The 15,671-nt window shown below is 56.8% G+C and carries 11 protein-coding genes; 4 read left to right on the forward strand and 7 right to left on the reverse strand.

The genetic code is table 11. The annotated features are described in order from the left end of the window. Positions 1-34: 34 nt before the first annotated feature. Positions 35-1,285 (reverse strand): tyrosine--tRNA ligase, encoded by a 1,251-nt coding sequence (tyrS, locus tag EOK75_RS01655; protein WP_137192304.1) that lies wholly within the window; start codon positions 1,283-1,285, stop codon positions 35-37. A gap of 77 nt (positions 1,286-1,362) precedes the next feature. Between tyrS and EOK75_RS01660 the strand changes: the two genes are divergently transcribed. Further along, a complete protein-coding gene (locus tag EOK75_RS01660; protein ID WP_137192305.1) occupies positions 1,363-2,457 on the forward strand; it encodes an anhydro-N-acetylmuramic acid kinase in 1,095 nt (364 codons plus the stop codon). On the opposite strand, the gene rarD is transcribed toward EOK75_RS01660, so the two are convergent. The 5 genes from rarD to EOK75_RS01685 form a co-directional block, all read right to left on the reverse strand. Then, positions 2,454-3,362: an EamA family transporter RarD gene (rarD, locus tag EOK75_RS01665; RefSeq protein ID WP_137192306.1), complete on the reverse strand. Its 909-nt coding sequence runs from the start codon at positions 3,360-3,362 to the stop codon at positions 2,454-2,456. The two genes, EOK75_RS01660 and rarD, sit on opposite strands and share 4 nt — an antisense overlap. A gap of 113 nt (positions 3,363-3,475) precedes the next feature. Further along, positions 3,476-4,753, reverse strand: coding sequence for a phosphopyruvate hydratase (gene eno, locus EOK75_RS01670; RefSeq protein ID WP_137192307.1), 1,278 nt, complete (start codon positions 4,751-4,753; stop codon positions 3,476-3,478). A gap of 34 nt (positions 4,754-4,787) precedes the next feature. Continuing rightward, positions 4,788-5,705, reverse strand: coding sequence for a DMT family transporter (locus EOK75_RS01675; RefSeq protein WP_137192308.1), 918 nt, complete (start codon positions 5,703-5,705; stop codon positions 4,788-4,790). Beyond that, positions 5,702-6,121: a Fur family transcriptional regulator gene (locus EOK75_RS01680; RefSeq protein WP_137192309.1), complete on the reverse strand. Its 420-nt coding sequence runs from the start codon at positions 6,119-6,121 to the stop codon at positions 5,702-5,704. Before EOK75_RS01680 ends, EOK75_RS01675 begins: the two co-directional genes overlap by 4 nt. A gap of 75 nt (positions 6,122-6,196) precedes the next feature. Beyond that, a complete protein-coding gene (locus EOK75_RS01685; protein WP_137192310.1) occupies positions 6,197-6,871 on the reverse strand; it encodes a DUF533 domain-containing protein in 675 nt (224 codons plus the stop codon). 624 nt (positions 6,872-7,495) lie between these two features. Here EOK75_RS01685 and EOK75_RS01690 point away from each other — a divergent pair. From EOK75_RS01690 to EOK75_RS01700, 3 genes are all read left to right on the forward strand, one after another. Continuing rightward, positions 7,496-11,179, forward strand: coding sequence for a vitamin B12-dependent ribonucleotide reductase (locus tag EOK75_RS01690; RefSeq protein WP_137192311.1), 3,684 nt, complete (start codon positions 7,496-7,498; stop codon positions 11,177-11,179). A 508-nt stretch (positions 11,180-11,687) separates the two neighbouring features. Further along, on the forward strand, positions 11,688-12,722 hold the full coding sequence (locus EOK75_RS01695) for an IS110 family RNA-guided transposase (RefSeq protein WP_137192312.1): 1,035 nt from the start codon (positions 11,688-11,690) through the stop codon (positions 12,720-12,722). A 588-nt stretch (positions 12,723-13,310) separates the two neighbouring features. Continuing rightward, positions 13,311-14,075 carry a hypothetical protein gene (locus EOK75_RS01700; protein ID WP_137192313.1) on the forward strand — a complete coding sequence of 255 codons (765 nt, stop codon included), beginning with the start codon at positions 13,311-13,313 and terminating at the stop codon, positions 14,073-14,075. Positions 14,076-14,504: 429 nt separating this feature from the next. Here EOK75_RS01700 and EOK75_RS01705 read toward each other — a convergent pair. Beyond that, positions 14,505-15,592 (reverse strand): IS3 family transposase gene (locus EOK75_RS01705; protein WP_137192138.1). Its coding sequence is split into 2 segments (ribosomal slippage): positions 14,505-15,331 and positions 15,331-15,592, totalling 1,089 coding nucleotides; the frame shifts between segments, so codons are not numbered across the junction. Positions 15,593-15,671: the final 79 nt, after the last annotated feature.

Genomic DNA, 15,671 nt, shown 5'->3' on the forward strand with positions numbered 1-15,671 from the left:
TCCCCGATGTTTGCGGGGATGGGCCGAAGCCGTTTTATGCCATCACAATCAGCGCATGACGTTTGCGCCCTGCGGTCAGCTTGATCGGCTGTGCAAGATCGGCGGCGGTGATCATCTGGCCCGCCTCGGTCACAGCCTCATCATTCAGCCGCGCGCCACCCTCGGCAATCAACCGCTTGGCATCTTTGCCCGATTTCGACAGTCCCGATTTCACAAACAGCGATGACACCGAAACCCCCTCGGCCAAGTCCTGCGCAGAGACCTTGAAGGTCGGCAAATCCTCGCCGGTGCCACCCTTCTCAAAAACCTCGCGCGCGGTGGCCTCGGCATTGGCCGCGGCATCGGCACCGTGGCAAAGGGTTGTCACCTCATTGGCCAGAATCACTTTGGCGGCGTTGATCTCGGAGCCTTCAAGCGCTGCAAGCCGGTCACATTCTTCAACCGGTAGTTCGGTATAAAGCTTCAGGAACCGGCCGACATCGGCATCGGTGGTGTTGCGCCAGAACTGCCAGAACTCATAAGGCGAAAGCATATCGGCGTTCAGCCACATCGCCCCGCCCTGGCTTTTGCCCATTTTGCGCCCGTCAGAGGTGGTCAGCAAAGGTGAGGTCAGCCCGAAGATCTGCGTATCCAACACCCGCCGTGTCAGGTCGATCCCGTTGATGATATTGCCCCATTGGTCCGATCCGCCCATCTGCAACACACAGCCATAACGGCGATTAAGCTCAAGAAAATCATAGGCTTGCAGGATCATATAGTTGAATTCAAGGAAGGACAGGCTTTGTTCGCGGTCAAGCCGGGATTTCACGCTCTCGAACGACAGCATCCGGTTGATGGAAAAGTAACGCCCGATATCGCGCAGAAAATCAAGGTAGTTCAACCCGTCCAGCCATTCCGCATTGTTGAGCATGATCGCGTCACTCGGCCCGTCGCCATAGCGCAGGTATTTTGCAAACACCTGCTGCATGCCGTTGATGTTCTCGCCGATCTGTTCCGGCGACAGCAATGGCCGTTCATCGGCGCGAAAGCTGGGATCGCCGACCTTGGTCGTGCCGCCGCCCATCAGGGTGATCGGCTTGTGGCCGGTCTTTTGCAGCCAGCGCAGCATCATGATGTTCAACAGATGCCCGACGTGAAGCGATTTGGCCGTGGCATCATAGCCGATATAGGTTGGCACGACGCCCTTCACCAAAGCTTCGTCCAACGCCTGATAGTCGGTGCAGTCGGCCAGAAAGCCGCGCTCCATCATCACGCGCATGAAATCCGATTTTGCATGGTAGGTCATGGGTCACTCGTGCTTTATAGGAATTTAAGATCATGCGCGTATAGCGGGACGATAGCGTGGCGTCAAAGGGGGCTTGAATGTTGAAGGCGGGGCCGGTTTGGGCATTGGGGGCGATGTCTGGCACTTCGCTTGACGGGGTGGATGCGGCGATGGTGCTAACCGACGGGCAAAACCTGCTCGAATTTGGCCATACCGCTTACCGCGAATACACCCCGGCACAGCGAGAGGCGATCCGTGCGGGCTTCGGGCTTTGGCAGGATGATTCGGGCGTAGAGGACGTGGCTGAGGTGGTTGAGGCCGCCCATGCAGCCGTTCTGGGCCTGTTTGACGGTGCAGAGCTGGTGGGCTTCCACGGGCAAACGCTGGCACATGATCCGGGCGGGCGGGGCACGCATCAGGCGGGATCGGGCGCAGTTTTGGCGCAGGTTCTGGGCCTGCCGGTGGTTTGGGATTTCCGCACCGCCGATGTCGAGATGGGCGGGCAGGGCGCACCGCTGGCGCCGTTTTTCCATTTTGCCTGTGCGAAATATATCGGGGCTGATGCACCCTTGGCTTTTTTAAACCTTGGCGGGGTGGGAAATCTGACATGGGTGGACCCGCGCTTTGCCAAGGCGGAGGAGGCGGGGGTCTGTGTGGCCTTTGATACAGGGCCTGCCAATGCGCCGATCAATGACCTGATGCAGGCCCGCTTGGGGTTGGACTGTGACAAAGGCGGGGCTTTGGCTGCAAGCGGTGTGCCGGATGCGGGAATTCTGGACAGATTTCTTGCGCATCCGTATTTCTTGAAAATGCCTCCGAAATCGCTGGACCGCAATGATTTTGACAGCCTGTCAGATGCCGTTGCGGGGCTGTCCGATGCAGATGCAGCCGCGACCTTAACCGCCGCCGCCGCCGCCGCCGTCGCCAAAGGGGCAGAGCATTTTCCCGCCCCAGTTTCCCGTTTATTGGTGACAGGAGGCGGGCGGCACAATGCGGTGATCATGGCCGCGCTTGGCCAGCTGATGGGCTGTGACGTGGCACCGGTAGAGGCTGTCGGCCTTGATGGCGATATGCTGGAGGCGCAGGCCTTTGCCTATCTCGCGGTGCGGGTCGCGATGGGCCTGCCCACATCCGGTCCCGGCACAACAGGTGTGCGCGCGACGATCGGGGGCGGGCAGATCAGCCGACCTTAAAGCGCAGGTTTGCGTTTGCGGTCCCGGAACATCGAAAGGGTATAAAGCACAAGGGCAACCCAGATCATCGGGAAGGCGATCATACGCGCGATGCCAAAGGGCTCTTTGAAGATGAACACGGCAGTGAGCATGATCATGGTTGGCGCGATATATTGCATGATGCCAATGGTTGAAAGCCGCAAGCCCTTGGCACCATTTGCATAAAACATCAAAGGCACGGCTGTGACCACACCGCAGCCCAGCAAAAGACCGGTATCCCAAGCATTGCCCATCAAGAAATGTCCGCTGCCCTGCACTTGCAGATAGATCATATAGCCAAGCGCGAAGGGCGAAAGCAAAATCACCTCTAGGGCGAAGCCTTGGTTCGGGCCAATAGGAAGCTGCTTTTTAAGGTAGGCGTAAAACCCCCATGTGACCATCAAGATCACTGCGACCACCGGCAAACGGCCCAGGTCGACGGTCAGCACCACAACCGCCAGTGCAGCCAACGCCACCGCAGCCTTTTGCAGCGGGGCGATCCGTTCCTGTAGCAAGATCGCGCCAAGAAGGATGCTAAACAGCGGGTTGATGTAGTAGCCAAGGGCGGCATCAAGCGCGTGGCCCGCGCCAATCGCCCAAACATAAGCCCCCCAATTAAGCGAGATCAGCGTGGCCGCCACCGCCCCCATGAACAAGGTCAAAGGGGTGCGCAGCGCAAGCCGCAGCTCGGCCGTGCGGCCTTGATACAGCAACACGGCAGCGGCGATAGGCAGGGACCAAATGACGCGGTGGACGATGACCTCTTGCGGCGGGACATGTGCCAGCGCCTTCATATAAAGCGGCAAAAAACCCCAAATGAAATACGCTGAAAACGCGTAAATAAAGCCACGCAGAGTATCGGTGTTTTTTGGGGCGAGCTGTGTCATATAACCGCATTAGCGCTGCCTATGGCTTTGCGCCAGCGCAATTTTGTACCCGCTACATTCGGGCCCCCAAAAGGGGTGCCCCCGCCGATGGATATCGGCAGGGGCGTGGTGCTTTAGGCCTTGAGGATAGAGCGTCCTGCATATTCAGCCGTTTCGCCCAGCATTTCCTCGATACGTATCAACTGGTTGTATTTTGCCAACCGGTCGGACCGCGCAAGCGATCCGGTTTTGATCTGGCCGCAATTGGTGGCAACGGCAAGGTCGGCGATGGTCGCATCCTCGGTCTCGCCCGAACGGTGTGACATGACGTTGGTGTAGCGCGCACGGTGGGCCATCTCGACCGCTTCCAGCGTTTCTGTCAGCGTGCCGATCTGGTTGACCTTGACCAGCATGGAGTTGGCGCAGCCCTGCGCGATACCCTGCGCCAGACGGATAGGGTTGGTGACAAACAGGTCATCGCCGACCAGCTGGACTTTGCCACCCAAACGCTCGGTCAACAGCTTCCAGCCGTCCCAGTCATCCTCGGCCATGCCGTCCTCAATCGAGATGATCGGATAGGCATCGCAAAGGGCTGCAAGGTAATCGACGTTTTCATCGGATGTCAGGGTTTTGCCTTCGCCCTTCATCTCATACTTGCCGCCCTTGAAATATTCGGTGGAGGCGCAATCAAGCGCAAGCATGATATCCTCACCCGGACGATAGCCTGCCTTTTCGATAGATTTCAGAATAAAATCAAGTGCATCGCGGGTAGAGCTAAGATTTGGTGCGAAGCCGCCCTCATCGCCGATACCGGTGGAAAGACCGGCAGCCGACAGCTCTTTTTTCAACGTGTGGAACACTTCGGAGCCCATGCGCACGGCGTCGCGGATGTTTTCCGCAGCGACAGGCATGATCATGAATTCTTGAATATCAATAGGGTTATCAGCATGTTCGCCGCCGTTGATGATGTTCATCATCGGCACAGGCAACATGCGTGCCGAGGTGCCGCCGATATAGCGGAACAGCGGCTGGCCCGAGATTTCAGCCGCAGCTTTGGCGACCGCCAGTGACACACCAAGGATCGCGTTTGCGCCAAGGCGGGATTTGTTCGGCGTGCCGTCCATTTCAATCATGGTGCGGTCAATGCCGACCTGTTCCATCGCGTCGAAACCGACCAGCTCTTCGGCAATTTCACCGTTGACGGCGGCAACGGCATCCAGAACGCCTTTGCCCATGTAGCGGGACATGTCGCCGTCGCGCATTTCAACCGCCTCATGTGCGCCGGTGGAGGCGCCCGATGGCACGGCTGCGCGGCCCATCACGCCACTTTCAAGGTGGACGTCAACCTCAACAGTGGGGTTGCCCCGGCTGTCTAGGATTTCGCGAGCGTGGATATCTACGATGGTGGACATGGGGCCTCCGAGGCTATTGATGCGGTGAGGTTGTTTAGCGTGTGACGGGCACTTTGGAAAGGGTTTGAAGGCGGGCGCGGCGGCGCAGGTTGCGCTCCCGGGCGAAGGTATAGAGACCGGAGCCGATGATGAGGGTGGAGCCTGCGATCATCCAGATATCAGGACGCTCGCCTAGGAAAAGCGTCGCAAGGATCACCGCAAAGACCAGCCGCGAATATCGGAATGGGGCAACGAAAGACACCTCACCCACGCGCATTGCCGCCGTAACCGCCCAATAGCCGACAAGCCCGGTGAGGAGCGCGCCGATCAGATCAGGCCACTGGTTTGCGGGAATTGTCAGCACCGGCGTGGCGCCATTGATCGCCATCAGCAATATCCCCGCAGGGACAATCGAGATATAGGCCCAAGTGGTAAGCTGGAACGTGCCGATATCGGAGGGCATCATCCGGGTGGAAAGGTCGCGCGCGGCAAGGGCGATCACGCTGGCAACGGTCAAAAGTCCCGCGATCTGGAACCCTTCGGTGCCGGGCCGCAAGACGATTAGCACCCCGATAAACCCGACCAAGATCGCCGACCACCGCCGCCAGCCCACAGGCTCGCGCAAGAACAGCGCCGCCCCCATCGTCACCACCAGGGGCGAGGCCTGCAGCAGGGCCGCATTGGTCGAAAGCGGGATCAGTGACAGGGCGGTGACATATAGCAGGCTTGCCAAGCCCTCACAGACCGAGCGCAGCAGGGCCGCGGGTGCAAAGGCACGCCGCGTCAGGATCACCTGACCCTTGGATGCGGCAGCCAGCCAGAAGCAAACAGCCCCCACTGTCCCGATCATTACCAGAACTTGTCCGGGATTAAGCGCGGTCGCAGAGCGTTTGAGGAACAAATCCTCAAAGGCAAAAGCGGCCATGGAGCCAAGCATCAAAAGGCTGGCGCGGGTGTTGTCTGAATCGCTCATGTTGATTTCGGCTTTACTGGCACGCCGTATAGTTCCAGCCGGTGCCCTTTGAGGTGATAGCCAAGCCGTGCGGCAATACGTTCTTGCAGGGCCTCGATTTCGGGGTCGACGAATTCGATGACTTCACCGGAATGCATATCGATCAGATGGTCGTGGTGGTCGCGCTCGGCATCTTCATAGCGGGCGCGGCCATCGCCGAATTCCAGACGTTCCAGAATGCCAGCCTCTTCAAACAGTTTGACACTGCGGTAAACCGTAGCAAGCGAGATGCGCGGATCAATGCCGGAGGCACGCGTATAGAGCTCCTCCACATCGGGATGATCCTCGGCCTCTCCGATCACGCGGGCCACAACGCGGCGTTGCCCGGTCATGCGCAGGCCCTTGGCCTCACAACGAGCGATGATGTCTTTGGCCATGGATCCGCCCCATTCGTCATTTCTGCGGCCCATTTAGGCAGTTTGGGCCGCAGGCTCCACCCCTATTTCAGGCGTTCAGGCATAGAGCGGGGGAACACCCGCCTGCCGGTGGATATCATTGACCACGGGTTGGTCGAGTCCAAGCCCTTGGGCAAGCCCGTGGAGGTATTGAGCCTCGGCCTGACTATCCAGATCAATCGCCATGAGAGAGACCAGATAAACCTGCTCTTCCATCCCGTGGGGCACATCGGCGGTGAGACCATCAATATCGGGCTGCTGTTCAAATAGGCTGGTGACATAGGCGCGCTCTGCCTGAGAGGCTTCCTCCAGATGTTCCATTAACTTGGCGCGCTCGGCGTCATCAAGTTTGCCATCGGCCATCGCGGCCTGGACCATTGCGCGCAGCAATAAAGCGGCGGCGAGTTCCTGATCGCGGCTGGGTGCTGCGCCAGCTTGGCCGAGAATGGCGGGATTGAATGCAGGGTTGAGGCCCGTATCTGCGCTTTGGGAGGCTTGCCCGCCCAGAAGGCCGCTAAGCGCAGGACCCGCCTGTGCCAGCAATCCGCCCAAGCCCGAGGTATGTGGTCCGCGCGCATCCGCATTCGCGCGAGAGGCCCCGCCAAGGCTTTCAAGCATGCCCCCGATTCCGCCGCTGCCCAGTTTGGGCATGCCGTTGCGCGACACATGGCTTACGCCTTTGGCAATCACGACGCCGACGGCGACTTTGGCAAGTGTTGAAAATAAACTCATATGAGGAGACTCCTTTTAAGAACCACGTACTGTAAAAGAATGTGCTGTCCTTTGGCGAAATTGCAAGCTGCATGGTGCCGGAAAGGCAAAGAGTGGCCGCAGGGCCGGATGGGCAGCTGAACACGGGAGAGGGCAACTTTTTCATACTGTCGCCGCTCGGCAACACAACGCATCCGGCCGCTCGATTTCGGGATCCGCTGATTCGGCCCTTGGGGCTATATTTAGTGGTATATTAACGTTTGACCCCAAAAATTAACCATTTGTGGTAAGCTTGCCGAAACATTGGGGAAAGCTGGCGGGGCGGGTTTGCCCGCAAAAATTAACTAAGTTTCGCGAAAACCCCAGTAAAACTTGGGGCAAACAAATTTCACCCACAGGCACAAGAAATATCTGTGGATAGAGAGAATTTATCCGTTGATCCCTATTGGGAAATACGACAGTTTGCCTAAATGCCGCATTGAGACACTACATGTGGTAATGCTGAAATTCGAACTACAACCTATGAGCGAGTAAGGCCCAAAAGGGTTTTCGCAAGTCGTTTTGGTTAACGACGCGGGCGTGGCGGATTTTGATGCAAAAATCTCGGGCGCGAAGCCGCCTGCAACAAGTCGGAGACGGGGCAAAATGAAAATCGAGCGGAAATTCACGACAGAGGCCACAGGCGCGTACGGCGCGATGGATTTCACGACAATGGTATCCGAGATCCGAAACCCTGACGGCACGATCGTATTCCATAACGACGCAGTAGAGGTTCCGGCAAGCTGGAGCCAGGTTGCCTCTGACGTGCTGGCCCAGAAGTATTTCCGCAAGGCAGGCGTTCCGGCACGGCTTAAAACCGTGCGTGAAAAGGGCATGCCCGCATTCTTGTACCGCTCTGTCCCCGATGAGGACGCATTGGCGAAACTGCCCGAAGACGAGCGCTTTGTCGGCGAAACCTCGGCGAAACAGGTGTTTGACCGTTTGGCCGGCGCATGGACCTATTGGGGCTGGAAGGGTGGCTATTTCACCACGCAGGCCGATGCGCGCGCCTATTACGACGAGATGCGCTATATGCTGGCCAACCAGATGGCCGCGCCGAACAGCCCGCAGTGGTTCAACACCGGCCTGCATTGGGCTTACGGCATCGACGGGCCAAGCCAGGGCCATTACTATGTGGATCACGCGACCGGCAAGCTGACAAAATCCACCAGCGCCTATGAGCATCCGCAGCCCCATGCCTGCTTTATCCAGTCGGTCGCCGATGATCTGGTCGGCGATGGTGGCATTATGGATTTGTGGGTGCGTGAGGCGCGTCTGTTCAAATACGGCTCTGGCACCGGCACCAATTTTTCCAGCCTGCGCGGGGCAGGGGAGAAGCTCTCTGGCGGGGGGAAATCCTCGGGGCTCATGGGCTTTCTGAAGATCGGCGACCGCGCGGCGGGGGCGATCAAATCGGGCGGCACCACACGGCGCGCGGCCAAGATGGTGATCGTCGACGCCGACCACCCCGATATTGAGGATTTCATCAACTGGAAAGTGATCGAAGAGCAGAAGGTTGCCAGCATCGTTGCCGGCTCCAAGATGCACGAGCAAAAGCTGAACGCGATTTTCGCGGCGATCAAAGCATGGGACGGCGCGGTTGAGGCCGCCTATGAGCCCAAGGACAATCCCGGCCTCAAAGCCGCGATCAAAGATGCTAAAAAAGTGGCGATTCCGGAAACCTACATCAAACGGGTTCTGGACTACGCAAAACAGGGCCACGACAGCATTGAATTCCCGACCTATGATACAGATTGGGACTCCGAAGCCTATTCGAGCGTTGCGGGGCAGAACTCCAACAACTCCATCCGTGTGACCGATGCATTCTTGCAAGCGATCAAAGAAGATGGCGATTGGGATCTGATCAACCGCACAGACGGCAGCGTTTCCAAGACGGTCAAAGCGCGGGATTTGTGGGATCAGGTCGGCCATGCCGCATGGGCCTGCGCCGATCCCGGGATCCAGTTCCACGATACGGTCAACGCCTGGCACACTTGCCCCGAGGATGGCGCGATCCGCGGCTCCAACCCGTGCTCGGAATATATGTTCCTTGACGATACGGCCTGTAACCTTGCCTCGATGAACCTGCTGACCTTTTACAAGGATGGCCGGTTCGATAGCGGTGCCTATGTCCACGCCTCGCGCTTGTGGACCGTGACGCTGGAAATATCGGTGATGATGGCGCAATTCCCCTCTCGGGAAATCGCACAGCGGTCCTATGATTTCCGCACGCTGGGGCTTGGCTTTGCCAATATCGGCGGGCTGTTGATGAACATGGGCTTCAGCTACGATTCCGATGAAGGCCGCGCGCTTTGCGGTGCGCTCTCGGCGCTGATGACGGGCGTTTCCTATGCGACTTCGGCCGAAATGGCGGGTGAGCTGGGCGCTTTTCCGGGCTTTGCCCGCAACCGCGACCATATGCTGCGGGTCATCCGCAACCACCGCGCGGCGGCCCATGCCTCCGGTGCCTATGACGGGTTGAACGTCAATCCGGTTGCCCTTGACCATGCCAATTGCCCCGACGAGACATTGATCTCTCTGGCCATGGGCGCTTGGGATGAGGCGCTTGCCTTGGGTGAGGCGCACGGTTTCCGCAACGCCCAAACCACCGTTGTCGCCCCCACAGGCACGATCGGGCTGGTGATGGATTGCGACACCACTGGCATTGAACCTGACTTTGCCTTGGTGAAGTTCAAAAAGCTGGCTGGCGGTGGTTATTTCAAGATCATCAACCAATCGGTGCCCGCCGCCTTGGAAAAGCTGGGTTACGGTTCTGCCCAGATCGCCGAGATCATCGCCTATGCGGTTGGTCACGGATCACTTGGCAATTGCCCCGGCATCAACCACACCTCGCTTGTCGGCCACGGCTTTGGCCCACGTGAGATCGAAAAGGTCGAAGACGCGCTGGCGGCGGCATTTGATATCCGCTTTGTGTTCAACCAATGGACATTGGGCGAGGAATTCTGCAAAGGCACCTTGGGCATTCCGGCCGAAAAGCTGGCCGATCCGACCTTTGACTTGCTGCGTCACCTCGGGTTCACCAAGGCCCAGATCGAGCAGGCGAATGAGCATATTTGCGGCACCATGACGCTGGAAGGCGCACCTTTCCTCAAAGCAGATCATTACGGGGTCTTTGATTGCGCCAATGCCTGTGGCCGCAAAGGCAAGCGTTATCTGTCGGTTGCAAGCCATATCCACATGATGGCGGCGGCACAGTCCTTTATCTCGGGGGCGATTTCCAAGACGATCAACATGCCCAACACTGCCACCATCGGCGAAACACTGGCCGCCTATGAGCTGTCGCACTCGCTGGGCATCAAGGCCAACGCGCTTTACCGTGACGGATCGAAACTGTCGCAACCCTTGGCCTCGGCCTTGGTTGAAGATGACGACGAGGCCGAAGAGATCCTCGCAAACGGATCCGATCAGGAAAAAGCGGTCGTTTTGGCCGAGAAGATCGTCGAGAAGGTGATTGTCCGCGAAATCGTCAAATCCCACCGCGAAAAACTGCCGGAACGCCGCAAGGGCTATACCCAAAAGGCATTGATCGGCGGGCATAAGGTTTATCTGCGCACTGGCGAATACAAAGACGGTACGCTTGGCGAGATCTTCATCGACATGCACAAGGAAGGTGCGGGTTTCCGCGCGATGATGAACAACTTTGCCATCGCGGTATCGGTAGGCCTGCAATACGGCGTCCCGTTGGAGGAATTCGTCGAGGCATTTACCTTCACCAAGTTTGAGCCTGCCGGCATGGTGCAAGGCAATGACAGCATCAAAAATGCGACCTCGATCCTTGATTATATCTTTCGGGAGCTGGCCGTATCCTATCTGGACCGCACAGATCTTGCCCATGTCAAACCGCAAGGGGCCACATTTGATGCCTTGGGCGGCGGCAATGACGAAGGCAAGCTGAACGTCAACGACGTTACCGACACGGCGGCAAGCCGCGGGCTGGAAGTGCTGCGCCAGATCTCCTCTACCGGCTATCTGCGCAAGCGGCTGCCCCAAGAGCTGACGATCTTGCAGGGCGGTATGGGGGCAACCGCGCTTTCAACCGGCACGGATGCGGTTTCAGTACTGAATACTTTAATGCCGCAGACGGCCCAATCGGTGTCATCCACCGTTACCACCACCAGCAGTGCCACCATGACTATGGACGCCCGCACTAAGGCCAAGATGCAAGGATATGAGGGGGAAGCCTGCAACGAATGTGGCAACTACACTTTGGTTCGCAACGGGACCTGCATGAAGTGTAACACCTGCGGTGGAACGTCCGGCTGTAGCTGATTTTTGGATTGGCTGTTGTCCGTCGGGGCATAGTTCTTCCGGAATCGGGGTAAGGTTTTCCGATTTGGGGGCAAAGGTTTTCTGGCGGGGGCTAAATTGAGGCGACTTTCAACCTATACGGGCGAAAGTCGCCGATTTTCTGAATAATTTGTTTTCCGTCCAGTAACTGGCTTGGATTTGCGGTGGCATTTTTTTTGCGCCATGCGCAATACGTCCAGCGTCCCACGTGACACCTGAGCAAGAATGGAGATAACACTGTAGCGCTCTGACCAGAATTTTATGCAATGGGGCGTCGTGCAGGTCTTCATCGGTGCAGATTGGAAGGGTGGCACTTAGCCACGCACCAATTTGCCCGTGATATGATGTGACCGGCCCAGACCGGTCATTGGCCAATCATACCTTCGCCGCAGTGCAGTTTCCCCAAAGCATGCGTAATTGGGCTGCCCTCTGTTCTGAGGTCGAGCTCCCGATAAGATCACAGGATTACTGTGAACAAGGGAGATGAGAAATGGAATATTTTGCCGGAATAGACGTGTCGCTGCGATCCTGTGCGCTTTGCATTGTTGATAGCAAGGGAAAGGTACTGCTTGAGCGAGAGCTGCCATGCGAGGTCAGCCACATCGCTGAGTATCTTGGAACGTTTCCCCATCCGATTGAACGGGTTGGTTTTGAAGCCGGCACCATGAGCCAGCATCTGTTCCATGGCCTGAAAGCGGAAGGTTTTGACGTTGTCTGCATGGAAGCACGTCAGGTGAATGCAGCGCTGTCGGCAATGCGCAACAAGACAGACAAAAATGACGCACGCGGCATCGCGCAAGTACTGCGCACCGGTTGGTTCAGCCCTGTTCACATGAAGAGCCGTGAAGCGCATGGCGTCCGTGCATTGCTGAGCACCCGCAAAGCGCTTTTGAAGAAGACGATGGACCTCGCCAATGAGGTTCGTGGGCTGTTGAAGATCTTTGGCATTCGCCTGCCCATGACCGTGAAGCACGGCAGTTTTGACGGTGTCGTGCGACCGTTGATCGAGATGGATGAAGTTCTGACCCACGCTTTGGTGCCACTCTTGGACGCACGTGTGGTTTTGTATCAGCACTTTCTGGAACTGGATCGGCGCGTCAAACGCGCTGCCAGTCATGATGAGGTGTGCATGCGGATGATGACGGTCCCAGGCGTTGGTCCGATTGCATCCCTGACTTTCAAAGCCGCTGTGGACGATCCGACGCGCTTCAAACGATCTCGCACTGTTGGCGCGCATTTTGGGCTGACACCGCGACGATACCAGTCTGGTGAGCACGACAATCCTGGCCGCATATCGAAAGCGGGGGACAGAGACGTCCGCGCAACTTTGTACGCCGCGGCCAACGCTTTGCTCATGCGAACGATGGCCGGGTCTCAGATCAAATCGTGGGGCATGCGGTTGATGCGCACCAAGGGGCGTCGCCGCGCCGTTGTGGCTGTCGCACGCAAACTCGCCGTCTTGCTCCACCGGATGTGGATTGATGGCACGGAATTCCGTCAGGATCAGGTGGGAGGCAAAGCATGATCTAAAACGCCATCACCAACCTGACGGGGTCGTCCCTCACCGGACGAGGTTCGTGGAAAAAGCCGAAAATGTCTGCTGCGCATCTTGAAGCGCGTCTCAAAGCAAGGCTCTCCACGTCCGATCCGACATATGCGTGCAGCGGTGCCATCACGGCATCAACCAGACTGCGAAGAGAAGCGTGACCCGGATGAGTGACATGACCCGAAAGAAAGAAGGAAAATGAGCTTGACCCAAACACCCAATTAGAGAAGCTACCGTTCGCTTCATTGCCGAGCGCTGCGGTGCAGCTTCACCAGACCGGCCATTCGTCCACCGTGCAGCATTTTCGGTGGGTGAAGGTCGGCAGAGCGGACCTTTCAGACCTTCGTCGCAAGTGTCTTAATGTCCGCTTTTGCGACCCCTTCCAAAAACGGTCGTTTTTGGAAGGGTGTAAATGGCGGCAAGAAGCCCAATTTTCTAAGTTTCTGCAATGCAGCCAATGTCTGGTCTACACTGTAGAGGCAAAAGAAGTTTGATTTACGCGCCTGATCAGGCTCCTATCACGGAAGATGACATTTAACTTGGAGAGTGTGGATGGTCCTGCGGACTATGACGACGATAATCGCGCGGTTAGGGACAGAGGACCTCGCAGAGGATGGCGGATTTCGTGGAAGTGTTATTTACATACGGTCAGTTGTACGAAAAATCCTCACCTTTATACTCAGTAGTATACTTTTCGTCATCGTGATTGCCGTGGTTGGTGAATTTTTTATCGAAGTTGCCAAGGCAAAAGGTTGGTACGAGAATGCTGGCCAAACTTGGGATCGCTTTATGGGTGTGATAACCGATTTTGCCTCATCCAATACCGCACTATATCCGCTTATTGGCTTGGGTGGATTAGTCGCAGGCCTATGGTTAGATTTTTTGCTGGCACACGTAGACCGCGTTAGGCTTGCAGGCGCTGGAAAGTTCGACCTTCGGTTTATCCGGCAAAACCTCGACGTTGTAAAATATTTCACATTTAGTCCTCAGAAAAAGAATGAGGTAGAGACTGCCTTAAGTAATATCACGTCATACCGAAGATTTATGTCTGGCAATCAAGATATTCAAAACGTTTTAGATATTTTCGTGCAGGCTATCGGATTGGCTGAAATATCTGCGCAACGTCAGCCCACAATTAAGCAGCGTCAGGACGACGGAAAATGGCACTTCATCTCAAAACATGAGTTGGTACGCCAAATGTGCGATTCCCTCTACGAGGTATGCGAAAATCCCAGCCTCTGTGATCCAGTAGCCCTAGAAGACGAAAATGGGATCTGCTGGATGCCTCCGGTTATTCGCGAAGCAACGGTGATTATTTCAGGCGCGGCTTAAAGTCTGAATTCTTTGACACCTATCGCGGACATGCACTGTAAAAAGAATGCCATCGTAGCCGCACAGCACCAGCGCACGGTCTATGGCGTCCAGATCGGCCTTGAGTGTGTCAGCGGCTTTCATGGCAACCTTGTGCTGCCCTGCTATCGCCGCGCTTCTTGATCAGTCCGAATATTGTGGGATTTCGAGCTGATTTTGACAAACATATAGGTCACATTGTGCCGGAGAAAGCAGCCTTGGTTTGGGATCGGTTAGGCCACTGGGCACAAGATGACGAAAACTGGACAGAAGCTGTACGCTGTTTTCAGAAAGCTTATGATATTGATGGCGGGCATTATGGATATTGTCTCGGTGTTGCGCTCAATGCCCTCGGCCGACACGAGGAAGCCTGGTAATCGCCCCCTTTTTAACGGGGTGCATCTGTAGAACTTACGCGGCCATTTTCAGTTTCATAGCGGGTGTGATGCCGCCGATGCCCATGTTCGGGCGGTCGTTGTTATATGTCCAGAGCCATTGTGTGGCCTGATCCTGAGCCTCCTCGATGCTTTCGATGATGTATTGATCCAGCCATTCATGCCGAACCGTCCGGTTGTAGCGCTCGACATAGGCGTTCTGCTGGGGCTGTCCGGGTTGGATGTGCTGGATCGTAACACTATGTTTCTCAGCCCATTTTCTCAGTGTTTCGCTGATATATTCCGGCCCATTGTCGACCCTGATCGTGCCCGGTTTTCCGCGCCATTCGATAATGCGATCAAGGCTGCGGATGACCCGTTCGGCAGGGAGCGAGAAATCAACCTCGATCCCCAGCCCTTCGCGGTTGAAGTCGTCCAACACATTCAAAAGCCGAAAAGCCCTGCCGTCGCCGAGGCGATCCGCCATGAAGTCCATGGACCAGGTCACATTCGGTCTGTTCGGGACCGCCAGAACGTCAGGCTTCTCCCGTTTCAGCCGCTTGCGCGGCTTGATGCGCAGGTTCAGTTCCAGCTCACAGTAGATCCGGTAGACCCGCTTGTGGTTCCACGGATGCCCCTTCACGTTGCGCAAATGCAGGAAACACAGGCCAAATCCCCAAGTCTTGCGCGCATCCGTCAGCCCTGTCAGCAGATCGGCGATCACCTCGTTCTCGTCTTTCAGCTTCGGGCTGTAACGATAGCAGGTCTCGCTGACCTCGAAGGCCCGGCACGCCAGCGCGATGCTGACGCCCCGTCGCTCTACCGCCGTTTCGGCCATCTCGCGGCGCTGAGATGGCCCCGTTACTTTTTTCCGAGGGCTTCCTTCAATAAGTCCGCCTGCATGCTCAGATCTGCATACATCCGCTTCAGCCTGCGGTTCTCTTCCTCCATGGCTTTCATCTGGCTGACCATGGATGCATCCATGCCACCATACTTCGCACGCCATTTGTAAAACGACGCATTGCTCATGCCATGTTCACGGCAAAGCTCGGCCACCGGCACACCACCTTCGGCTTGGCGCAGGATCGCAAGGATCTGGGGTTCGCTATATCTGGTCATTTTCATTCAAAATCTCCTCGTTCATCTTGCCGAGAAAATTCTACTTCCGCAGCCCCTTACTTTCGGGGGGGATTACCACATCATC

This window comes from Pseudorhodobacter turbinis (genome assembly GCF_005234135.1).
Classification (GTDB): domain Bacteria; phylum Pseudomonadota; class Alphaproteobacteria; order Rhodobacterales; family Rhodobacteraceae; genus Pseudorhodobacter; species Pseudorhodobacter turbinis.

What these genes read in the sequence shown, in the direction of transcription:
- tyrS (WP_137192304.1), bottom strand. Translation starts at nt 1,285, where the DNA reads ATGACCTACCATGCAAAATCGGATTTCATGCGCGTGATGATGGAGCGC.
- EOK75_RS01660 (WP_137192305.1), top strand. Translation starts at nt 1,363, where the DNA reads ATGTTGAAGGCGGGGCCGGTTTGGGCATTGGGGGCGATGTCTGGCACT.
- rarD (WP_137192306.1), bottom strand. Translation starts at nt 3,362, where the DNA reads ATGACACAGCTCGCCCCAAAAAACACCGATACTCTGCGTGGCTTTATT.
- eno (WP_137192307.1), bottom strand. Translation starts at nt 4,753, where the DNA reads ATGTCCACCATCGTAGATATCCACGCTCGCGAAATCCTAGACAGCCGG.
- EOK75_RS01675 (WP_137192308.1), bottom strand. Translation starts at nt 5,705, where the DNA reads ATGAGCGATTCAGACAACACCCGCGCCAGCCTTTTGATGCTTGGCTCC.
- EOK75_RS01680 (WP_137192309.1), bottom strand. Translation starts at nt 6,121, where the DNA reads ATGGCCAAAGACATCATCGCTCGTTGTGAGGCCAAGGGCCTGCGCATG.
- EOK75_RS01685 (WP_137192310.1), bottom strand. Translation starts at nt 6,871, where the DNA reads ATGAGTTTATTTTCAACACTTGCCAAAGTCGCCGTCGGCGTCGTGATT.
- EOK75_RS01690 (WP_137192311.1), top strand. Translation starts at nt 7,496, where the DNA reads ATGAAAATCGAGCGGAAATTCACGACAGAGGCCACAGGCGCGTACGGC.
- EOK75_RS01695 (WP_137192312.1), top strand. Translation starts at nt 11,688, where the DNA reads ATGGAATATTTTGCCGGAATAGACGTGTCGCTGCGATCCTGTGCGCTT.
- EOK75_RS01700 (WP_137192313.1), top strand. Translation starts at nt 13,311, where the DNA reads ATGACGACGATAATCGCGCGGTTAGGGACAGAGGACCTCGCAGAGGAT.